Origin of the sequence: Micromonospora sp. DT178 (genome assembly GCF_049841695.1) — a bacterium.
Classification (GTDB): Bacteria; Actinomycetota; Actinomycetes; order Mycobacteriales; family Micromonosporaceae; genus Micromonospora.
In genome coordinates this window covers 17,689-38,176 of the sequence record NZ_JBNCKV010000012.1, presented here as the reverse complement: position 1 = coordinate 38,176, position 20,488 = coordinate 17,689, and the positions used below count along the sequence as shown (strand labels likewise).

The following is a 20,488-nucleotide window of genomic DNA, read 5'->3' as shown; positions in this document are numbered from 1 at the left end:
CACCCCCGGTGGCCGCGCGGGGGGCGCGGGAGCGGGCGTCGCGGGCGCGGCGCACCCGGCCAGCGCCGCCAGGAGCGCGAGCGACGCGACCCGGCGTCGGGTCCGCCTCGGAGTCCGCCGGGACACGGTCACTGGTACTCCAGGTGGCGCTGGCGCAGCCCGGCCACCACACTGGCGGCGGCGAGCAGGGTGACCCAGGCGGCCGGGCCGCCCAGGTGGCGGCGCGCCTCGGGCAGGTCGGCGACCATCCGGGAGACCTCCTCGTTGCGGGTGGTCAGTTCGGTCAGCAGGTGCCCCTCGGCGGCGACGAACGCCCGGCCCGCCGATCCCTCGGCGAGCACGGTGTCGACCGCGGCGCGGAACGCGTTGGGCGTCTTGATCTGCCGGGCCGGCCAGACGTCCTCCGTCAGGGCGGTGCAGTCGATCCGGTCCTTCGGCGGTTCCCGCCCGACGGCCGGGTCGAAGCAGAGGTCCCGGCCGTCGAAGTCCGCCTTGTGCCCGGCCGGGTCGACGCTCGCGCCGAGCCCCAGGTAGACGTCGGCCCGGCCGGCGAGCAGGGCGCCGAGCCGCTGCTGGGTGGCGCTCTGCGCGTCGATCGCCCGTTCCAGTTCCGGGAAGCCCCGGTCGGCGTCCGGCCAGTGCCACCACGAGGAGACCAGCATGGCCAGGACGGCGGTGGTGCCCACCGAGGCCAGCAGCAGGCCCGCGTTCAGCCGGCGCCGGGTCCGCCGGCGCAGCCACACCTGCACCACCACCAGGGCGGCGAGGGTGCCCAGCGGCACCAGCACGGACGCGGCCAGCCAGCGTCGGGCGTCGGCGCGGGCGTCGAGCAGCAGCCTGGTGTCGTAGTTCCACAGGCCCTGGGCCGCGGTGAGCAGCTCGGTCGACATGTAGTGCGACGCCTCCCGCGCGTAGGCCGAGGCGAGCACCGCGCGGGCCGCCGGACTGCCCGTCCCGGCCTGCTCCGCCGCCCCGGCCGGCGGGCAGGGTTGCCGGTTGCCCGTGGTCGCCGCGGAGAGCGGACCGGCGACCCGCAGGGCGGAGCACACCACGTCGCGGTAGACCTGCAACCGGGCGGCGATGGTCGCCAGCCGGGTCAGGCGGTCCGGGTCGCCGACGGCGTTGCCCATCGAGTCGGTCAGCGTGCGTTCCACCTCGTGCACGGACGCGTCGTAGGCGGCCACCAGCGGGGCCCGCCGGTCCTCGGCGGGCGGCAGCAGGAAGACGGCGCTGGCGGCGACGTCGGCGTCGGCGAGGCCCTGGTAGATCTGCCGGGCGGTCGTGCTGGTGCCCACGGCGGTCGCCGCGGACCGCTCGCCCAGCGTGGTGGCCGACGCGCGGGACTGCACGGCGACGGCGGCGGTGGCGGCCAGCGCGGCGACCAGTACGGCGCCGCTGAGCACGATCAGCGCCGGGGTCGTCCGGAGCGCGTCGCGGAGCCGGCCCGTGCCACCGGAGCGTGTCGGCCGGCTGGCCGGAGCCGGCCGGTCGACCCCGGCCTCGTCCCCCGTGTGCGACGCCATGCCCGTCCTCCCGCTCGCCGTGGGCCCTCCGGCGGCCTCCTGGCGGAAGGCGTCGCGGTACCGGAGACGGCCCCGTCCGCCCCGCCGGGCGGTCACACCGGCGGCCTTCGGCGCAGGCCGGCAGCCGGGTGGGTGAGCGCGGGCGGGGGAGGACCAGGGTGGCATCCGGGGTGCACGGGTGGCACGCGTATGTCCGGTATCTGACCTCAGCGTCACCGTCCGACCACGGCATGAAGCGGCCGGTCCGGTCAGGGCGGTGGGTCGTCGGCCACGGTCCGGGGCGGGAAGGCCAGGGCGAGGGTGAGGTCGAGGACGGTCGCCGGGTCGGTCAGGCGCTCGCCGTACAGCTCGCGGAGCTTGCCCATCCGGTAGCGGACGGTCTGCGCGTGCACGAAGAGGTCGGCGGCCACGTCGTCGCGCCGGCCCTGGTGCAGCAGCCAGGAGCGCAGGGTCTCGGCGAGCCGGTCGGCGGTGCCGGGCGGCAGTGCCGCGAGCGGCGCCAGGACCCGGGCGCGCAGGTCGGCGAGCCCTTCCGGGTCGGTGCTCAGCACCAGCTCGGCGAGGTGCTCCTCGGTGTCCAGCGCCGGCCCGTCGTCGGCCGGGCGCAGGCCGAGCGACAGGGCCCGGACCGCCCGCTGGTAGGACGAGGCGACCAGGGCCCAGGGCCGGGCGGGGCCGAGCACGGCGCGGCGGCCGTGCAGCACCCGGGCGAGCTGCCGCCGCCGGTCGCCGTGCGTGTCGGGCACCAGCAGCACCGCAAGGTCATCGCCCGCCCCGCCCGCCGGAAGGTCGTCGCCGCTCTCCAGGGTGTGCGGGTGCAGCCGCGCGAGCGCCGCGCGCAGGTTGGCCCGGGGCAGCAGGACGACGGTGAGGGTCTGCGGCGGCGGCCAGTCGGCCCGCTCGGCGCTGCGCAGCAGGGCCTCCTCGGGCTCCCCGGCGAGCAGCCGCTGGGTGAGCCGCTCCAGGTTGCGTCGCCGGGCCCGGCCGGCGCTGGCCAGCTCGTCGGCGTGGCCGGCCACGCTGGCGGCGGAGAGCTCGTCGATGTACGCGAACATCAGCTCGGCGAACTCGGCGACGGTGGCGGCCGACGACCCGCCCTGCACCGTGGTGGTGGACATCTCCCGCCAGGAGACCCGGGCGCCGACGCGGTACGCGGCGAGCAGGGCGTCCATGCTGCGGCCGGAGCGCGCCTCCCCGCTGCCGAGGGCGTACGCGGCCTCCAGCGCGCCGACGAGCGGGGTGCTCGGGTCGCCGCCCTGGGTACGCCCGATGAGCTGGAGGAACGTGCCGAGCGCGATCTGCACCGCCGTCTCGATCTTCTCGCGCATCTGGCCGGTCAGGGCGCCGGAGTAGCTCGGCACCTCGGCGGTGATGGCGGTCACCGTGCGCTCGGCGAGCAGGGGCAGCCGGTCGTGCAGCGCGCCGGCCACCCGGGCGTCCAACTCGAGGCGGGCCGCGCGCCGCGTGGCCTCGGAGCGTTCGGACACGTTTGTTCCCTCCGCACAAAAAGCCTCGTCCGGTTCACCTTCGCAGGTCAAGATTTTATGCCATTCTGCGGGCGACCATCGAATCATGACCACCACCGTCCCGAACCCCTCCGGGAAGGCGGCCCTGCGGGGCCGGATCCTTCGGCTGGCCGCGTCGGTCACCACCCCGCTGCTGCCCGACGACTACCTCGACATGGTCGCCCCGCTGCGCTCCGGCGCGGACCTGCGCGGCCGGATCCTCGCCGTGCGCCCCGAGACCGCCGACGCGGCGACGCTGGTGATCCGGCCCGGCCGCGACTGGCGCGGGCACACCCCCGGGCAGTACGTCCGCCTCGGCGTCGACGTCGACGGCGTACGCCAGTGGCGGGCCTACTCGGTCACCTCGGCCCCCGCCCGCCGGGGCGCGCCGATCTCGGTCACCGTGAAGGCCATCCCCGACGGGGTCGTCAGCAACCACCTCGTCCGCCGGACCCGGCCCGGGACGCTGGTCCAGCTCGACCAGGCCCAGGGCGACTTCGTGCTGCCGGGCCGGCCGCCGGCCCGGGTGCTCTTCGTGACCGCGGGCAGCGGTGTCACCCCCGTGATGGGGATGCTGCGCGCCGGCGTGCCGGGCGACGCCGACGTCGTCGTGGTGCACTCGGCGCCCACCCCGGCCGACGTGATCTTCGGCGCCGAGCTGCGGGACCTGGCCGCGCGGGGCGCGATCCGGCTGGTGGAGCGGCACACCGACACCGACGGGCTGCTCACCGTGGCCGACCTCGACCGTCTCGTGCCCGACCACCTCGACCGGGAGACCTGGGCCTGCGGCCCGCTCGGCCTGCTCGACGCCCTGGAGGCGCACTGGACGGCCGCGGGGCACGGCGACCGGCTGCACACCGAGCGGTTCCGGCCGACCGTCATCTCGCCCGGCGAGGGCGGCACCGTCACCTTCGCCCGCTCGGGCGTCACCGTCGACGCCGACGGCGCCACCCCGCTGCTCGACGCCGGCGAGAACGCCGGGGTGCTGATGCCCTCGGGCTGCCGGATGGGCATCTGCTTCGGCTGCGTCCTGCCGCTGCGCCAGGGCGCGGTTCGGGACCTGCGCAACGGGGAATTGACCACGGCGGTGCCCGGTGACGGCGTCCGCATCCAGACCTGCGTGTCGGCCGCCGCCGGCCCCTGCGACCTCGACCACTGACCGGAGTACCCGACGTGACCGTGATCCAGAACAAGCCCGACAACCCGATCGCCCACCTGAGCGCCGAGGACATCGAGACCATCGGCAGGGAACTCGACGCGATCCGCGCCAGGGTGGTCGCCGACCGGGGCGAGCGGGACGCCGCGTACATCCGCCGGGTCATCTCGACGCAGCGCAAGCTGGAACTGGGCAGCCGGGTCGTGCTGCTGTTCTCCCTCTTCCCGCCCGCCTGGATCGTGGGCACGGCCGGCCTGACGGTGGCGAAGATCCTGGAGAACATGGAGGTCGGCCACAACGTCCTGCACGGCCAGTGGGACTGGATGCGCGACCCGAAGATCCACTCCACCACCTGGGAGTGGGACCACGTCTCGCCCGCCGACCAGTGGAAGCACTCGCACAACGAGCTGCACCACACGTACACGAACGTCCTCGGCAAGGACAACGACCTCGGCTACGGCATCATGCGCGTCGACGAGGACCAGCGGTGGCACCCGTTCCACCTGGGCCAGCCGCTGTGGAACTTCATCAACGCCTGCTTCTTCGAGTACGGCATCGCCGCGTACGACCTGGAGCTGGGGCGCAACCTGCGCAAGGGCCGGCACAAGAAGCCGGAGTTCCGGGCCCGGGCGCGCGCCGTGGGCCGCAAGATCCGCCGTCAGGTGCTCAAGGACTACGTGGTGCACCCGCTGCTGTCGGGGCCCTCGTTCCTGCACACGCTGGCCGCCACCTTCACCGCCAACCTCCTGCGCAACCTGTGGAGCCACTCCGTGATCATGTGCGGGCACTTCCCGGAGGGCGTGGAGACCTTCTCCAGGCGCTCGATCGAGGGCGAGACCCGCGGCGAGTGGTACCTGCGGCAGATGCTCGGCTCGGCCAACATCAGCGGCAGCCGGCTGATGCACATCATGACCGGCAACCTGTCGTTCCAGATCGAGCACCACCTCTTCCCGGACCTGCCCAGCAACCGCTACCAGGAGATCGCCCCCGAGGTGCGGGCCCTGTTCGACCGCTACGGGCTGAAGTACACCACCGGCTCGCTGCCCCGGCAGGTCTTCTCCGCCTGGAAGAAGGTCGTCCGGCTGTCGCTGCCGAACCGGAAGGCGCCCCGCCGGGTCGACGACCGCCCCGCGCCGGCCCTCGCCGCGTCCGGGGTCTGACCCGCCGCCGGCGCCGCCGCCCGCCACGAAACGCGCTGGGCGGCGGCGCCGGCGTCCGCGTACAGTCGGGGCATGGAGATCAGGCACCTCTTCGCCGCCGCGGCCGCGCGAGCTTCGCGCTCGTCGGTCGCCGCCGCCTGACCCCACCAACACCCGCCGGCGACCGGAAACGGTCCGCCGGCTTCTTCGTATCCGTCGGCCCGCCGGTCCCCGGCGGCGGACCCTTTCCGGTCGTCTGACCCGGAAAGGCCACCGCCATGACGTACGACCCGATCAGCCGCACCTTCCTCGACTTCTTCCGCGAGCGCGGCCACGAACTCGTGCCCGACGGCTCCCTGATCCCGCCGCCGGGCGACCCGGTGCTCTTCACCACCTCCGGGATGCACCCCCTGACCCCCTACCTGGAGGGTCGGCCCCACCCGCTGGGCCGGCGGCTGGTGAACGTGCAGCGCTGCCTGCGCACCACCGACCTGGACGAGGTGGGCGACCCGACCCACCTGACCCTGTTCTCGATGCTGGGCTCCTGGTCGCTCGGCGACTACGACCTGCCGCGCAGCCTGCGGTGGGGCTACGAGCTGCTGCGCGACGGCTTCGGCGTGCCGCACGACCGGATGCACGTGACGGTCTTCGGCGGCGACGACCAGGTCGGCCCGGACGAGCCGTCGCTGCGCACGTGGGGGGAGCTGGGCCTGCCCGTGGAGCTGACCGGGGAGGAGAACTGGTGGTCCAACGGGCCGACCGGGCCGTGCGGGCCCGACACGGAGATCTTCCTCTGGACCGGCGAGGGCCCGCCCCACGGCACCCCCGGCACCGACGACCGGTGGATGGAGGTCTGGAACCACGTGGGGATGCGCTACCACCGGCACCCCGACGGTCGGCTGTCGCCGCTGCGGCAGCCCAACGTGGACACCGGGATGGGCCTCGAACGGCTGGAGATGGTGCTGCGCGGGCACCGCTCGGTCCACGAGGGCGAGGGCCTCGTGCCGTGGGCGCGCGGCGTGTCCGACGTGTGGGGCCTGCGGGACGGGGCGCTGCGCCTGGTCGGCGACCACCTGCGCACGGGCGTGGTGGTGGTCGGCGACGGCGTACGGCCCTCGAACACCGGCCGCGGCTACGTGCTGCGCCGGCTGTTGCGCCGCACGCTCACCACGCTGTGGCGCGACGACGCGTCCAGGACCCTGTCCGACCTGCCGACCGGGCCGGTACGGCACACCCTCGACGGGTTCCGGCAGTCCGTCACCGTCGACGAGGTGCGGGACGTGTTCTCCGGCGAGGAACGGCGGTTCCGGGAGCTGCTGCGGCGCGGGCGGCCGGTGGTCTCCCGGCGCCGGTCCCGGGGACCGCTGACCGAGGAGGACTACCGCGACCTGCACGACACCCACGGGCTGCCGCGCGAGCTCGTCGACGGCCTGCTGGCCGAGGTGGCCTGACCGCGTCGCCCGTCGCGGCGCACCGGTGGCGGGCGGTGCGCGCCGTGTCGACGCCGGGCGGGTCGCCGCTGCCGTCCGGGACGGTGGCGGGTGCTGCCCGCGCCGTGCCGACGCCCGGTGGGCCGCCGCTGCCGTCCGGGACCGGGGTCACCGGTCCCGGACGGCAGCGGGAGACGGCCGCTACCCGGCGTAGGTCTCGAACTCGGCGACCTTCGGCGCGCCGCCCGAGCTGGTGACCCTGAAGGTGATCTTGGTCAGTGACGTCGCGGGGAAGGCGATGACGCCCGCCCCGCTGCCGGCGGCCAGGACGGCGCCGTTGGCGTGGTTGACGAGCTGCCAGGACCCGATGCTGCCCTGGGTGCCCGACGGCTCACGGATGACGACCCGGGACACCGTGGTGGCGGAACCCCACTTGATCGAGATGTCGCCGGTCGCGCCGGCCGGCGACCAGTGGGTGCTCAGGCTGCCGTCGCGCACGTTGCCATAGCTCGTGCCGTCGGCCTTGCTGGAGCCGTCGGAGCCGGCCCCGATGCTGAGGTTGGTGCCACCGGGCTGGGTCGGTCCCGGCGTCGGGCTGGTGGGCGCCGGCGTCGGGCTGGTGGGGCCCGGCGTGGGGGTGGTCGGCCCCGGCGCGGGGGTGGTCGGCGTCGGTGCCGGGGTCTGCGGCGAGCAGCTGCCGTTCGACTCCCGCAGGCCCGTGTTGGCGCCCGCCGTCTGGCGCACGACGTCCGGCACGCAGGCGGCCCCGTCCAGGCTGTACGGGTACGGGATGCTGACGCTGGTGTTGGACTGCGGGTTGGGCCCGGCGGGGTTGTTGTCGGTGCCGGGGCTGGACCAGGTCACGTTGTCGAAGACGTTGCCGGCGACCTGCCAGTAGCCGGCCTCGCTGGTGTAGAACGTGCCCAGGACGTCCTTGGAGTTGCGGAAGTAGTTGTTCTCCACCTTGGCCTTGGCCCCGGCCCGCGAGTTGATGCCGGACTCGTGCAGGCTCACGTAGTGGTTGTTGTAGATGTGGGCGATGCCGCCGCGCAGCAGGGGCGTGCGGGAGTCGATGTTCTCGTACAGGTTGTGGTGGAACGTGACGAAGCCGTTCGAGCGGTCGCTCTCGCTGGAGCCGATGAGGCCGCCGCGGCCGGAGTTGCGCAGGATGCTGTACGACAGGGTGACGTACTGGGTGTTGTCCTTCATGTCGAAGAGGCCGTCGAAGCCCTCCGACTCCCCGCCCGAGGCCTCCAGGGTGGCGTGGTCCACCCAGACGTTGCGGACGCCGCTCTCCATGCCGATGGCGTCACCGCCGTTGGAGGTGGGCGAGCCGGACTTCTTGACGTTCCGGATGGTCACGTTCCGGATGATGATGTTGCGGGACTCGCGGATGTGGATGCCCAGCTGGTCGAAGACGGCTCCGGTGCCGACCCCGATGATCGTGACGTTGCTGATCTGCTTGAGCTCGATCACGCCGTCGGCGGTGCTGCAGCTGGCGCCCGACACCTTGGTGGTGTTGCCGTGGTTGATGGTCCCCTGGACCTCGATGATGATCGGGGTGCTGCTGCTGGCCCGGGTGCACAGGGCCGTGTGGATCCCGGTGCCCGTGCTGACCCGTACCGTCTGTCCGCCCGCGCCGCCGGTGGTCCCGCCGTTCTGGGTCGCGTAACCGGTGGCGGCGCCGGCGGCCGCCGACGCCTCCTGCGTCGGCAGGACCGCCACGCCGATCGCGGCCCCGACGGCTGTCGTGGCCAGTGCCACCTGGAGTCGCAGTGCGACTGGTCGTCTCATCTTCGCCTCACCTTCGTGTGAAATGCCGGGTGTTGCTGCCACGAGCCGTGTCCTGCCGGCGGCGCCGTCGTGGCTGCCGACGTGTCGCCGGTCGCCGGACGGGTCGCTCGTCGACCCGGCTGTGGGGGTGCTCTTCTCGATGTGGATCGGGTCGGCGGTTCCGCTCCGGCCTCGACCCGTCGAGGTCGGCAGCGTCGACCGCGAGGCCGCCCTGACCGTGCTTCCGCCCGTTCCGCCTGTGGTGGTGCCGTCGCCCGTGTCCCGGAAAGCGCTTTCCAGCGAGGATAGGGACCTGTCTATCGCTATGGCAAGAACCTATCCGGATGATGGTGTTATGACCTGATCCGCCCGCCCCGGCGGCCGGCGGCGGTCGCCGCGCCCCGCCCGCCGGCCACCGGCGTCGGGTGGTGCGGCGGCCGGCCGGATCAGTCAGGATGACCTGCGCGAGGGCATGCCGGGCCGCGCCGCGGCCGACGGCCCGCCCGTCGACGGAAGGAGACCCGTGTCGTCCACCCTGCTCTCCCGTCGTGACCTGCGCTTCCTGCTGCACGACTGGCTGGACGTGACCCGGCTGACCGAGCGGCACCGCTATGCCGAGCACTCCCGGGAGACCTTCGACGCCGTGCTGGAACTCGCCGAGCGGGTCGCCGCCGAGCGGTTCGCCCCGCACAACCGGGCCGCCGACCTCGCCGAGCCCACCTTCGACGGCCGCCGGGTGCACACCATCCCGCAGGTCAAGCAGGCCCTCGACGTCTTCGCCGAGACCGGGCTGCTGGGCGCCGGCATGGACGCGTCGGTCGGCGGCATGCAGCTTCCGCACGTCGTACGGGCCGCCTGCTTCGCCTGGCTCCAGGCCGCCAACGTCGGCACCTCCGCGTACCCGCTGCTGACCCTCGGCAACGCCAACCTGCTGCTGGCGCACGGCAGCCCCGAGCAGATCGACACCTGGGTCCGGCCGATGGTGCAGGGGCGCTTCTTCGGCACGATGTGCCTCTCCGAGCCGCAGGCCGGCAGCTCGCTGGCCGACATCACCACCCGCGCCGAGCCGCAGGACGACGGGACGTACCGGCTGCACGGCACCAAGATGTGGATCTCCGGCGGCGACCACGAGCTGTCGGAGAACATCGTCCACCTGGTGCTCGCCCGGATCCCCGGCGGCCCGCCCGGGGTGAAGGGGATCTCGCTGTTCATCGTCCCGAAGGTGCTGCTGCGCGACGACGGCGCGCTCGGCGCCCGCAACGACGTCGTGCTGGTCGGCCTCAACCACAAGATGGGCTACCGGGGCACCACCAACACGCTGCTCAACTTCGGCGAGGGCGTGCACCGGCCCGGCGGGCGCCCCGGCGCGGTCGGCTACCTGGTCGGCGAGCCACACCAGGGACTGGCGCAGATGTTCCACATGATGAACGAGGCGCGCATCGGGGTGGGGGCCGGCGCCACCGCCCTCGGCTACACCGGCTACCTCAAGTCCCTCGCGTACGCCCGGCAGCGGCCGCAGGGCCGCCCGCTGGCCGACAAGGACCCGGGCACGCCGCAGGTGCCCATCGTCGCCCACCCGGACGTACGACGGATGCTGCTGGCGCAGAAGAGCTACGTGGAGGGCGCCCTGGCGCTCGTCCTCTACTGCGGTCGGCTGCTCGACGAGGAGCACACCGCGCCGGAGGCGGCGGACCGGGAGCGGGCGCGGCTGCTGTTGGACGTGCTCACCCCGATCGCGAAGAGCTGGCCGTCGCAGTGGTGCCTGGCCGCCAACGACCTGGCCATCCAGGTGCACGGCGGCTCCGGCTACACCCGCGACTACGACGTCGAGCAGCACTGGCGGGACAACCGGCTCAACCCGATCCACGAGGGCACCCACGGCATCCAGGCGCTGGACCTGCTGGGGCGCAAGGTCACCATGCGCGACGGAGCCGGGCTGGCGCTGCTGGTGGAGACGGTCCGGGCCACGACCGCCCGCGCGTGGAAGGCCGGGGGCGAGGCCGCCGAGCTGGCCGCCTCGCTCGGCGCCGCCCTCGACCGGGTCGCCCTGGTCACCCGGCGGCTGTGGAGCACCGGCGACCCGGAGGTGGCGCTGGCCAACGCCAGCGTCTACCTGGAGGCGGTCGGCCACGTGGTGATCGCGTGGATGTGGCTGGAGCAGCTGCTCGTCGTCGAGGCGGCCGGCGGCCCCGGCGACGGCCCGGACGCCGACCTGCACGCCGGCAAGCGGCAGGCCGCCCGGTACTTCTTCCGACACGAGCTGCCCCGCACCGGCCCGCAGTTCGACCTGCTGGACAGCCTCGACCGGACCACGCTGGAGATGCGCGACGACTGGTTCTGACCGCCGCCCGTCGGGACCGCCGGTGCGCGGCCCGCCTATCCTTGCCAGCCATGAACCCCGGTGACGTGACCGCCCCACCGCCCGCCGACGGCGCCGAGGAACGGCTGGAGATCCTGCGGCGCTGGTGGCGGCTGCCGGCTCCCGCGCGACGCGAGGTCCGGCTGCTCAGCCGCTCCGGACGGCACCACCCGGACCGGGAGATCGCCTGGGTGGCCTGGCGGTGGGCGCAGGTCGTGCTGCCGCCGGGAGCGCCGGAACCGGGCCGGGCCCGCAACATGCTCAGCGCGGCCGGCTTCTGGGTGCTGATCCTGCTGGACCTGACCACCGGCGTCGATCCGACGGACCCGCCCGAGCCACGGTGGCTCGACCGCCGCCGGGCCCGGCGCGTCCTGCGGGCCGGCCCACCCGTCGCCTGACCGGGCGGCGGCCGGGGCAACCGCGATGACGCCCGACGGGGTGCCGGCCGCCCCGAACCGCACCACCCGCGGCTGCACCGCCTGACCTCCGACACCGCGTCGCCCACCACGGACGGCCGGGCGGCGGCGGTGTCAGCCGTCGGCGAGCAGCCGGTCGCGGACCTCGCGGCGCAGGACCTTGCCGATCTGGGAGCGGGGCAGGTCCTCGACGACGACCACGCGGCGGGGCACCTTGTACCCGGCCAGGTGTCGCCGGCACGCCGCCCGGACGTCCGCCTCGTCGGGCGGCTCGGCGCCCTCGTCCAGGACGACCGCCCCCACCACCTCCTCGCCGCCGTGCTCGCCGGGCAGGCCGACCACCGCGGCGTCGCGGACGCCGGGGACGCGGCGCAGCGCGTCCTCCACCTCCGACGGGTAGACGTTGAACCCGCCGGTGATGATCAGCTCCTTGATCCGGTCGACCACGCTGACGAAGCCGTCGGCGTCGGCCACCACGACGTCCCCGGTGCGCAGCCAGCCGTCGGGCAGCAGCGCCGCCGCCGTCTCCGCCGGGCGGTTCCAGTAGCCGGCGAACACCTGCGGCCCCCGGATCAGCAGCTCGCCCGCCTCGCCGGGGGCGCGGTCGCGCGACGGGTCCTCGGGGTCGACGATGCGGATGTCGGTGGACGGGAACGGCACGCCGACCGTGCCCGGCCGGCGGGCGGGGGAGACCGGGTTGCCGAGCGCGACGGGGGAGGTCTCGGTCATGCCGTAGCCCTCGACGAGCAGCCCGCCGGTGACCGACTCCCACAGCTCGACCGTCGCCGGGGGCAGCGCCATGGCGCCGGAGATGGCGTACCGGGCCGAGGAGAGATCGACCCCGCGTTCCCGGGCGGCCGTGGCGAGCTTCTCGTAGATCGGCGGGACGGCGGGCAGGAAGGTCGGCGGCCGGCGGCGCACCGCCTCCAGCGTCTGGTCCAGGTCGAAGCGGGGGAAGAGCACCAGCGTGGCGCCGATGCCCACCGAGAAGGTGAGGCAGAGCGTCAGCCCGTACGCGTGGAACAGCGGCAGCACCGCGTACACCGTCTCCTCGCCGTCGCGCAGGCCCGGCACCCAGGCGCGGCCCTGCGCCGCGTTGGTCCGCAGGTTGCGGTGGCTCAGGATGGCGCCCTTCGGCGTGCCGGTGGTGCCGCCCGTGTACTGCAACAGCGCCGTGTCGTCCGGGCCGGGGGCGGGGTGCGCGGCGTCGAGGGGGGTGGTCGCGGCGACCATCCGTTCCCAGGACAGGGCCCCGGGCGCGGGCCCGGTCATCGCCGCGCGGGTGGCCCGCGCCCGGGCCAGCGGCAGCCGCAGCGCCCACCGCTTGCGCCGGGGCAGCGCCCGGGTGAGGTCTACCGCGACCACCGTCTCGACGGCCGTCGCGCCGGCGCTGTCGCGGACGAGGGGGACGATCTTGTCCCAGACCACCGCGACCCGGGCGCCGTGGTCGGCGAGCTGCCGGGTGAGCTCCTGCGCGGTGTAGAGCGGGTTGTGCTCCACCACCACCGCGCCGAGTCGCAGCACGGCGTAGAAGGCGACCACGTGCTGCGGGCAGTTCGGCAGCACCAGCGCCACCCGGTCGCCCCGGCCGACGCCGAGCCGGCGCAGCGCCTCGGCCGCCCGGCGCACCTGGTCGTCCAGCTCGGCGTACGTGGTGCCGGCGCCGAAGAAGTCCAGGGCGACCCGGGGGCCGAACCGGCGGGCGGCGTCGCGCAGCAGGTCGACCAGGGACTCGTCGGACGGCGCGACGGTCGCCGGTACGCCCGGGGCGTAGCTGCGCAGCCAGGGCCTGTCCGCGCTCAGGTCCATGTCTCTCCTCCGCCCGTGCGTACGATCGCCTACCCCACGGTAACCTACGGTCGCGTAGGTAGCGGCCGGGGTCCCCGGGCGGCACCGGTCGCGGGCACGCCGGGGCTCGGCCTCGAGCAGGCGCTCAGGCGTCGTCAGCGGCGCCCGGCGGAATGGCGCATCGCCTGCCGTCCCTTGACCACCGCCAGGACGACGACCACGGCCAGCGCCACCGCGCCGATGATCACCAGCCAGCGGACCGCCTCCAGCAGCAGCCCGAGCAGGACGAGCGCGCCGGCGATGACGCCGACGACCCAGAGCATGCTCCGCATGTCCACCTCCCGTGACTCCGGCCGCAGTGGCGCGGCCTCCGGGCCCGCCTTCCCGGTCCGTCCCGGGCCATGCCGCCGCGACCCCGATGCCCGGGCCCGACGGGCCGCAGGGCCGCGTCAGCGCTGGGCGACGTAGACCGTGTTGGCCGACTGCCCGCCGGTCAGCGGGTTGGCGAACGGGACGACGTGCGCCCGCGCGGTGCGGAACACGGCGGTGAGGACCGCCTCGAAGTCGGCATCGGGCGGGTCGTCCGACCAGAGGGCGAACACCCCGTCCGGGTGCAGGTGGGCGGCGAGCCGGCGCAGGCCGTCGGCGGTGTAGAAGGGGGCGTGGCCGGGGTGCAGCACGTGGCGCGGCGAGTGGTCCACGTCGAGCAGCACGGCGTGGAACCGCCGCCCCGGCTCCTGCGGGTCGAAGCCGGTGCCGTCGGCCACGGCGGCGAAGAAGTCGGCCCGCACGAACCGGGTACGCGGGTCGGCGGCCAGCCCGGCGGCGAAGGGCAGCAGCCCCCGGCGGTGCCAGTCGATGACGTCCTCGATCGCCTCCACCACCAGCAGCGAGCCGACCCGGTCGTCGGAGAGCGCGGTGCGGGCGGTGTAGCCGAGACCGAGGCCGCCGACGACCACGTCGAGCCCCTGCCCGGACAGGGGAGCCAGGCCCAGCCGGGCCAGCTCGATCTCCGCGACGGGGAAGAGGCTGGACATCAGGAACTCGTCGTCGAGCTTGACCTCGTACACCTCGACGTCGAGCGACGGGTCGCGGCGCCGGCGCAGGCTGATGAGGCCGATCGGGGTCTCCCGCCAGGCCAGTTCCTCGAATCGCACGCCCACGGGCCCGGATGCTACCCGCCGCCGCCCCGGGCCCCGGCGGCCGGCACGCGCATTCCTCCCGCCCGGCCGGGTATGCCTACCCGTCGAGGGCCACCCCACCGGGGGGCCGGGCAGGAGGCGCACGGTGGCGGACATGCTGGCCGGACGGCTGCACCTGACGGAACGGGCGCTGCGGATGGAGTCGGTGCCGGTGCCCGAGCCGCAGGACGGGCAGGTGCGCATCCGGGTCGAGGCGGCGGGCGTCTGCCTGTCCGACGTGCACCTGATCGACGGCACCCTCACGCCGCTGTACCTGCCCGGCGACGTGGTGACGCTGGGGCACGAGGTCGCCGGGGTGGTCGACGCGTTCGGCGACGACGTCGAGGGCTGGCAGCCCGGCCAGCGGGTGCTGCTCCAGGCGGGGGAGCGGGACCGGCGCGGCACCGTGCTGACCCGGGGCGTGGACTACGACGGCGGCTGGGCCGAGTACGTCGTCGCCAGCGAGGACACGGTGGTGCCGATCCCGGACGACCTGCCCTTCGAGCAGGCCTGCATCATTCCCGACGCGGTCTCCACCCCCTGGGCGGCGGTGACGGACACCGCGCGGACCCGCCCCGGCGAGGCGGTCGGGGTGTGGGGCGTGGGCGGGCTGGGCGCGCACGCCGTCCAACTGCTGCGCCTGGTGGGCGCGGCCCCGGTGATCGCGGTGGAACCGCTGGCGGCGGCGCGGGACCGGGCGTCGGCCCTGGGGGCCGACGCGGTGCTCGACCCGGCCGACGCCGCGTTCCGCGAGACCGTGCTGGAGTTGACGGGCGGGCGAGGGCTGGACGTCGCGTTCGACTTCGCCGGGGTGACCGCCGTACGCGAGCAGGCGTTGACCGTGCTCGCCCGCCGGGGCCGGCTGGTCCTCGCGGGCATCGCCAACAAGCCGGTGACGATCGCCTCGGACAGCCCGTTCAACTACTTCCAGCAGGCGGTGCTCGGCCACTACGGCTCGGAGCCCGAGCACGTCGAGCAGTTGGTGTCCCTGGCCCGGCAGCGCCGGCTCGACCTGTCGGCGTCGATCAGCGACGTGCTGCCGCTGGCCGACGCCGAGGAGGCGGTGCGGCGGGTGCACACCAAGCAGGGCGACCCGATCCGGCTGATCCTGCGCCCCTGAGCGGTCCCGCTACGTCCGGTCGGGCCGGCTCCGGCGGTCGGGCCGGCTCCGATCATCGGGCCGGCGGGGACGCCGGCGTCGCACCCCCGCTACCGCTACCGCGACCGCCGTCGCCGCCGTCGCCAGGGCGACGGTCCACAGCCGGGGGTCCGTCCGCAGGTGCGCGGGCAGTTGCCCGGCCAGGACGAGCACGCCCATCGTCGCCACGAACCAGCCGAACGCGCGGCGCAGCACGTCCTCCCGGACGCGCCCCGCGAGCCGGCCGCCGGCGAGGCTGCCGACCACGGCGGCGGTGGTCACGGCGGTGGCCAGGCCCGGATCGATGTCGACGGTGGACAGGTAGCCGGCCAGCCCCGCGAACGACTTCATCGCGATGACCACGAGCGAGGTGCCGACGGCGACCGGCACCGGCAGGCCGCCGAGCAGGGCGAGGGCGGGCACCACCAGGAACCCGCCGCCGGCGCCGACCAGCCCGGTGACCAGCCCGACCACGACGCCGTCGAGGAGCACCCGCGGTGTCGAGGGCTCGCGCCGTTCCCGCCCCGCGTCGTCGCGCCGGCCGCGCAGCATGGCCGCCGCGGTGGCGAGCATCATCAGGGCGAAGCCGGCGAGCAGGAGCGCGGCCGGGACGAACGCGGCCAGGCGGCCTCCGGCGTACGCGCCGGCCATGCCCGCGATCCCGAAGAGCAGGCCGGTGCGCCACCGCACCCGGCCGGCCCGGGCGTGCGGCAGCGCGCCCACGGCGCTGGTCACCCCGACGACGAGCAGCGAGGTGGCGATCGCCTCCCTCGCCGGCAGGTCGGCGACGTAGAGCAGCAGCGGTACGGCGAGGATGGACCCGCCGCCACCGAGCAGGCCGAGGCTGACCCCGATGAGGACGGCCAGCGCGACGGTCAGCGCGAGGTCGCCGGTCACGGCAGGGGCCGGGGCGTCGGGTGGGCCCCGAGCCGACCGACGACGGTCTCCACGTCGCAGCTCGCGCCCCGGTTGTAGGGGAGCCTGCCCAGCAGCATGCCGAGCGCGCAGGTGTCGGTGACGGCGGCGAAGGTGAGCCCGGCGCCGATGAGGCCGGCGACCCACTTCAGGCCGGGTACGAAGACCGAGCCGAGGATGCTGAGCAGCACGATCGAGCCGGCGACGAGGCGGACCTGCCGCTCCAGCTCCCAGCGGGGCGTGCCCCGTCGGACCGGTCCCTGGGCGGCCTGCCACGCGGTCATCCCGCCGTCGAGGATCCTGAGGTCGGGCAGCCCGACGCCGGCGAGGGCCTGCCCGGCCCGGGCGGCGCGGGCCCCGGAGCGGCAGATCAGCACCACGGTCTCGTCGAGGTGTCGCCGCAGCTCCTCGCGGTGCTCCCTGAGCACGTCGAGCGGCACGTTGTAGGCGCCGGGGACGTGGGCCGTCTCGAACTCCGCGGGGGTGCGCACGTCCAGCATGCGGGGAGCGCGGCCGGAGTCGACCAGCTCGCGCAGCGTGGCGGCGTCGAGGGTGGTGGGCGGGGCGTTCGGTGAAGTGGTCATTTCTCCTCGTTCAGCAAAGGCTCGCCCGTGGAAGGGCAGGGTGAGCCGGACCGCCGTCGATCGGCGGCGAGCGCGCGTCGCCGTGCGGACGACCGGTGGCGGCCCGGCGCGTACGCGAGGGGGCCGGCGGTGTGGCGTCGGTCAGGCGTCGCCGGGGCTCATGGCGACCCCGGCGGCCTCGGCCCGGCCGAACTTGTCGTCGATCACGACGACCTCGCGGCCCGCGTTGGCCAGCAGCGAGGCGGCGGCGGTGGCCCGGTAACCGGAGCCGCAGTGCACCCAGATGGTGCCGGCGGGCACCTCGGCGAGGCGCCCGGGCAGGTCGGGCAGGGGGATGTGCACGGCGCCCTCGACGTGACCGGCGGTCCACTCGTTGGTCATCCGGACATCGAGCACCACGTCCGGGGCGGGCAGCCCCGCCGGGGTGTCGCCGGCCCGGGCGGCGGCCAGCGCGGGAAAGTCGGCCATGCGCAGCTCGCGGAGCTGCCCCGGCTCGGTGGACCACCGGTCGGGGTCGCCGGTGGCCCGGGCGGCCGGCCGGTCGATGCCGATGCGGACCAGCTCGCGCTGGGCGTCGGCGACCTGCTCCTCGGTCTCCGCCAGCAGGGTGAGCGGTGCGCCCCAGTCGATGAGCCAGCCGAGCCAGGTCGACATCGGGCCGTCGAGTCCGAGGGCGACGGTGCCCGCCAGGTGCGACGTGGCGTACGCCTTGCGGTGGCGCAGGTCGACGACCCACTGGCCGGCGGCGACCCGCTCCCGCAGCTCGGCGGCGTCGGCCCGGGTGATCGGGGTGAGGTCCACCGGCGCCGGGCCGGCGAGGTTCGCCACGCCCATGTGGGCGTAGTACGCCGGGTAGGCGTCGAGCCCGGCGAGGGTCTCGGTGACGAACTCGTCGGCGGCCAGCCGCAGCACGGGGTTGGCCCGCTTCTCCCGGCCGATGGTCGACTCGGACGCGTCGGACTGGCCGGCCGAGCAGAAGCTGCCGAACCCGTGGGTGGGCCACACCTCGGCGCCGTCGGGCAGCAGGTCGGCCAGGCGCCGGGCCGAGGCGTGCTGGTGGTGGGCGAGTTCGTGCGCGTGCTGCTCGCCGAGCAGGTCTGTGCGCCCGGTGGTGCCGAACAGCAGTGAGCCGCCGGTGAAGACGCCGACCGGGCGCCAGCCGGAGTCGTCGGCCTCGTCGAGCACGTATGACAGGTGGTGGAACGTGTGCCCGGGGGTGGCGAGCACCCGCAGCCGCAGCGCGCCGGAGACGGGCACGGTGTCGCCGTCGGCGACCGGCGTCCGGTCGAAGTCGACCTCGTCGTCCGCGGCGACGAGGTAGCGGGCCCCGGTCAGCCGGGCCAGCTCCAGGCCACCGGAGACGTAGTCGTTGTGGATGTGGGTCTCCACCACGTGGGTGACGCGCACGCCCTTCTCGCCGGCCAGGTACAGGATCCGGTCGATGTCGCGCTGGGGGTCGACCACGATCGCCACCGTGCCGTCGGAGGCCAGGTAGCTGCGGTCGCCGAGCGAGGACGTCGCGATGACGGACACCTCAACTGCCATTGCCGAACTCCTTGTGGGATCAAATACCCCGGGGGGTATGCGGCGGACACACGTCGGGTGTGTGGACGTGTGCACTCTGTCTACCCGCACACGTCGCTGTCACGCAACGTGTGCGATGCGCTTCTTTCGGTGGCGGTCAGGCGAGGGCGAGGAAGAGCTTCTCCAGCTCCTCCTCGGTCATCTCCGGGGAGTCGCCCCGCTCCCGGGCGGCGGTGCAGTGCCGCATGCCGGAGGCGATGATCTTGAAGCCGGCCCGGTCGATCGCCTTCGACACCGCGGCGAGCTGGGTCAGCGCCTCGCGGCAGTCCTGGCCGGTCTCCATCATCTCGATGACCGCGTTGAGCTGGCCCCGGGCCCGCTTCAGGCGGGTCAGAGCCTCGCTCGTCATCTCGGGTCGCAGCTTCACCGCGCGCCTCCTCGCTCTCTCCCCGCATACCCCGGGGGGTACCCGTACATGCCCATGCTATCCCCTCCGGCGAGAGGCGTCCGCGTCCGCGCGGTGATCCTGCTCGCACCACCGGGGCTCGACACCGGAATCCCGGTGCCGCCGCGACGCAGGGTCCTCGGGGCATCGACGCAACGCTTATCCTGTGCCCCGACCGCCCCACGGGAAGGGATGCGATGCCGTCGCGGCAGGACCAGCTGCACTCGTACCAGTTCACCGTCCAGCGGGCCGTCGCCGCCCTGGTGATGCGGGAGACCGACCCGGCGCAGTCGCCGTTCCGGCGGCTCGCCGGCGCCGGCCTGGCCAGCGTGCTGGTCGCGGCCATCGGCCTGGGCGGCTTCGCCCTCTACGGCCTCTTCACCGGGGGCGGCAGCACGTGGCGCGACCCGGGCGCGGTGATCGTGGAGAAGGAGTCCGGCGCCCGGTTCGTCTACCGGGAAGAAAAGCTGCACCCGGTGCTCAACTACGCGTCGGCCCTGCTGATCATCGGCGCGGACCGGCCGAAGACCGTGCTCGTCTCCCGGCGCGCCATCGACGGGGTGCCGCGCGGGCTGCCGCTGGGCATCGCCGACGCCCCCGACTCGCTGCCCGCCAGGGGCCGGCTCTCCACCGCGCCGTGGACGGTCTGCTCGGTCGCCGCCGAGGCCGACCGCACGACGCCCCGCTCGGCGCTGCTGATCGGCGCGACCGCCGGCGGCGGCCGGGCCCTGGGCGACGACGCGCTGCTGCTGCGCCACCCCGACGGCGGGCTGCACCTCGTCTGGCACCAGCACCGCTACCTGGTACGCGACCCCAACCGGGTGCTGGCCGCCCTGGCGGCCACCCGGGCCCGGGCGGTCCCGGCGGCCCCGGCCCTGCTCAACAGCCTGCCCGCCGGCGCCGACCTCGCCCCGCTGGCCCTGCCGGCCGAGGGGGAGCGCTCCGCGCGGGTGTCGGGGGCGCGGATCGGCGACGTCTACCTGGTGCGCAACTCCGGCGGCGGCCGGCAGTACGCCGTCGCGCTGCGGGACGGACTGGCCGGCATCACCGAGTTGCAGGCCGGCCTGCTGCTGGCCCGCACCGGCCAGCGCGAGCCGGAGCCGATCACGCTCGGGCGCTTCGCGGCGCTGCCCAAGCTGCCCGACCTCGCCCCGACGGGCCCCACCGCCCCGCCGACCGCGCCGCCCCGGCTGGCCGCCGCCGACGGGACGGGGCTCTGCGCCCGGGTGGGCGACGACGGCGGCGTCGCGGAGGTCCGGCTCGGCGTGCGGCTGCCCGACCTCGCCGCCGCGCCGCGCACCGCCCCGGCGGCCGGGGGTGGGGTGCGCGCCGACCACGTCGTGGTGGAGCCGGGCCGCGGCGCGGTGGTCGAGGCGGTCGCGGCGCCCGGCGCGACCGGCGGCGCGGTCTCCGTGGTCACCGACCTGGGCCGGCGCTACGTCCTCGCCGGCGGCGAGGTGCTGGGCACGCTCGGCTACCGCGACGTGCGGCCGGTGCGGCTGCCGGCCAGCCTGGTCGCCCTGGTCCCCGCCGGCGCCACGCTCGACCCGGCCGCCGCGCGGGTCGTCGCCGCCCCCGCCTGAGCGCGCCGCCCGCCCGGGCTCGACCGGCC

At 75.1% G+C, this 20,488-nt stretch carries 17 protein-coding genes; 7 read left to right on the top strand and 10 right to left on the bottom strand.

The features are described 5' to 3' along the window. Positions 1–128 precede the first annotated feature (128 nt). Positions 129–1,523 (bottom strand): hypothetical protein, encoded by a 1,395-nt coding sequence (locus ACLQ22_RS22110; protein ID WP_425693991.1) that lies wholly within the window; start codon positions 1,521–1,523, stop codon positions 129–131. Between the two features lie 248 nt (positions 1,524–1,771). Next, positions 1,772–3,010: a PucR family transcriptional regulator gene (locus tag ACLQ22_RS22105; protein WP_425693990.1), complete on the bottom strand. Its 1,239-nt coding sequence runs from the start codon at positions 3,008–3,010 to the stop codon at positions 1,772–1,774. An 85-nt stretch (positions 3,011–3,095) separates the two neighbouring features. Between ACLQ22_RS22105 and ACLQ22_RS22100 the strand changes: the two genes are divergently transcribed. From ACLQ22_RS22100 to ACLQ22_RS22090, 3 genes are all read left to right on the top strand, one after another. After that, the gene (locus tag ACLQ22_RS22100; RefSeq protein WP_425693989.1) at positions 3,096–4,187 is read left to right on the top strand and encodes a ferredoxin reductase; all 1,092 of its coding nucleotides are present in this window, start codon (positions 3,096–3,098) and stop codon (positions 4,185–4,187) included. A 14-nt stretch (positions 4,188–4,201) separates the two neighbouring features. Continuing rightward, complete coding sequence (locus ACLQ22_RS22095) at positions 4,202–5,344, top strand: fatty acid desaturase family protein (RefSeq protein ID WP_425693988.1); 1,143 nt, start codon at positions 4,202–4,204, stop codon at positions 5,342–5,344. 257 nt (positions 5,345–5,601) lie between these two features. Then, on the top strand, positions 5,602–6,774 hold the full coding sequence (locus ACLQ22_RS22090) for an alanine--tRNA ligase-related protein (protein WP_425693987.1): 1,173 nt from the start codon (positions 5,602–5,604) through the stop codon (positions 6,772–6,774). A 180-nt stretch (positions 6,775–6,954) separates the two neighbouring features. Here the strand turns inward: ACLQ22_RS22090 and ACLQ22_RS22085 are convergent, their stop codons facing one another. Next, complete coding sequence (locus ACLQ22_RS22085; protein ID WP_425693986.1) at positions 6,955–8,547, bottom strand: pectate lyase family protein; 1,593 nt, start codon at positions 8,545–8,547, stop codon at positions 6,955–6,957. 502 nt (positions 8,548–9,049) lie between these two features. Between ACLQ22_RS22085 and ACLQ22_RS22080 the strand changes: the two genes are divergently transcribed. Both ACLQ22_RS22080 and ACLQ22_RS22075 read left to right on the top strand, forming a co-directional pair. Further along, the gene (locus ACLQ22_RS22080) at positions 9,050–10,867 is read left to right on the top strand and encodes an acyl-CoA dehydrogenase (protein ID WP_425693985.1); all 1,818 of its coding nucleotides are present in this window, start codon (positions 9,050–9,052) and stop codon (positions 10,865–10,867) included. A gap of 50 nt (positions 10,868–10,917) precedes the next feature. Continuing rightward, positions 10,918–11,283, top strand: a complete 366-nt coding sequence (locus tag ACLQ22_RS22075) for a hypothetical protein (protein WP_425693984.1) — start codon at positions 10,918–10,920, stop codon at positions 11,281–11,283. A 132-nt stretch (positions 11,284–11,415) separates the two neighbouring features. Here the strand turns inward: ACLQ22_RS22075 and ACLQ22_RS22070 are convergent, their stop codons facing one another. From ACLQ22_RS22070 to ACLQ22_RS22060, 3 genes are all read right to left on the bottom strand, one after another. Beyond that, positions 11,416–13,110, bottom strand: coding sequence for a long-chain-fatty-acid--CoA ligase (locus ACLQ22_RS22070; RefSeq protein WP_425693983.1), 1,695 nt, complete (start codon positions 13,108–13,110; stop codon positions 11,416–11,418). A gap of 134 nt (positions 13,111–13,244) precedes the next feature. Continuing rightward, positions 13,245–13,421 (bottom strand): hypothetical protein, encoded by a 177-nt coding sequence (locus tag ACLQ22_RS22065; protein ID WP_425693982.1) that lies wholly within the window; start codon positions 13,419–13,421, stop codon positions 13,245–13,247. A gap of 117 nt (positions 13,422–13,538) precedes the next feature. Beyond that, entirely contained in the window at positions 13,539–14,252 is a 714-nt protein-coding gene (locus ACLQ22_RS22060) for a spermidine synthase (RefSeq protein WP_425693981.1), read from the bottom strand. A gap of 133 nt (positions 14,253–14,385) precedes the next feature. On the opposite strand from ACLQ22_RS22060, the gene ACLQ22_RS22055 reads away from it, so the two are divergent. Next, a complete protein-coding gene (locus ACLQ22_RS22055; RefSeq protein ID WP_425694021.1) occupies positions 14,386–15,390 on the top strand; it encodes a zinc-binding dehydrogenase in 1,005 nt (334 codons plus the stop codon). A gap of 9 nt (positions 15,391–15,399) precedes the next feature. Here the strand turns inward: ACLQ22_RS22055 and ACLQ22_RS22050 are convergent, their stop codons facing one another. The 4 genes from ACLQ22_RS22050 to ACLQ22_RS22035 form a co-directional block, all read right to left on the bottom strand. Then, a complete protein-coding gene (locus tag ACLQ22_RS22050; RefSeq protein ID WP_425693980.1) occupies positions 15,400–16,305 on the bottom strand; it encodes a sulfite exporter TauE/SafE family protein in 906 nt (301 codons plus the stop codon). Further along, positions 16,302–16,907: a rhodanese-like domain-containing protein gene (locus ACLQ22_RS22045; protein WP_425693979.1), complete on the bottom strand. Its 606-nt coding sequence runs from the start codon at positions 16,905–16,907 to the stop codon at positions 16,302–16,304. The genes ACLQ22_RS22050 and ACLQ22_RS22045 overlap by 4 nt, the downstream gene beginning before the upstream one ends. 141 nt (positions 16,908–17,048) lie before the next feature. Continuing rightward, on the bottom strand, positions 17,049–18,452 hold the full coding sequence (locus ACLQ22_RS22040) for an MBL fold metallo-hydrolase (RefSeq protein WP_425693978.1): 1,404 nt from the start codon (positions 18,450–18,452) through the stop codon (positions 17,049–17,051). A 136-nt stretch (positions 18,453–18,588) separates the two neighbouring features. Then, positions 18,589–18,858: a metal-sensitive transcriptional regulator gene (locus ACLQ22_RS22035; protein ID WP_089000744.1), complete on the bottom strand. Its 270-nt coding sequence runs from the start codon at positions 18,856–18,858 to the stop codon at positions 18,589–18,591. A gap of 215 nt (positions 18,859–19,073) precedes the next feature. Here ACLQ22_RS22035 and eccB point away from each other — a divergent pair, with 215 nt between their 5' ends. Further along, positions 19,074–20,459, top strand: a complete 1,386-nt coding sequence (eccB, locus tag ACLQ22_RS22030; RefSeq protein WP_425693977.1) for a type VII secretion protein EccB — start codon at positions 19,074–19,076, stop codon at positions 20,457–20,459. The last annotated feature ends 29 nt before the right edge of the window (positions 20,460–20,488 follow it).

Bases quoted from the DNA above. Each gene is read 5' to 3' on its own strand.
- ACLQ22_RS22090 (WP_425693987.1), top strand. From the start codon at position 5,602: ATGACGTACGACCCGATCAGCCGCACCTTCCTCGACTTCTTCCGCGAG.
- ACLQ22_RS22055 (WP_425694021.1), top strand. From the start codon at position 14,386: ATGCTGGCCGGACGGCTGCACCTGACGGAACGGGCGCTGCGGATGGAG.
- ACLQ22_RS22085 (WP_425693986.1), bottom strand. From the start codon at position 8,547: ATGAGACGACCAGTCGCACTGCGACTCCAGGTGGCACTGGCCACGACA.
- ACLQ22_RS22075 (WP_425693984.1), top strand. From the start codon at position 10,918: ATGAACCCCGGTGACGTGACCGCCCCACCGCCCGCCGACGGCGCCGAG.
- ACLQ22_RS22045 (WP_425693979.1), bottom strand. From the start codon at position 16,907: ATGACCACTTCACCGAACGCCCCGCCCACCACCCTCGACGCCGCCACG.
- ACLQ22_RS22070 (WP_425693983.1), bottom strand. From the start codon at position 13,110: ATGGACCTGAGCGCGGACAGGCCCTGGCTGCGCAGCTACGCCCCGGGC.
- ACLQ22_RS22110 (WP_425693991.1), bottom strand. From the start codon at position 1,523: ATGGCGTCGCACACGGGGGACGAGGCCGGGGTCGACCGGCCGGCTCCG.
- ACLQ22_RS22040 (WP_425693978.1), bottom strand. From the start codon at position 18,452: ATGGCAGTTGAGGTGTCCGTCATCGCGACGTCCTCGCTCGGCGACCGC.
- ACLQ22_RS22065 (WP_425693982.1), bottom strand. From the start codon at position 13,421: ATGCGGAGCATGCTCTGGGTCGTCGGCGTCATCGCCGGCGCGCTCGTC.
- eccB (WP_425693977.1), top strand. From the start codon at position 19,074: ATGCCGTCGCGGCAGGACCAGCTGCACTCGTACCAGTTCACCGTCCAG.
- ACLQ22_RS22100 (WP_425693989.1), top strand. From the start codon at position 3,096: ATGACCACCACCGTCCCGAACCCCTCCGGGAAGGCGGCCCTGCGGGGC.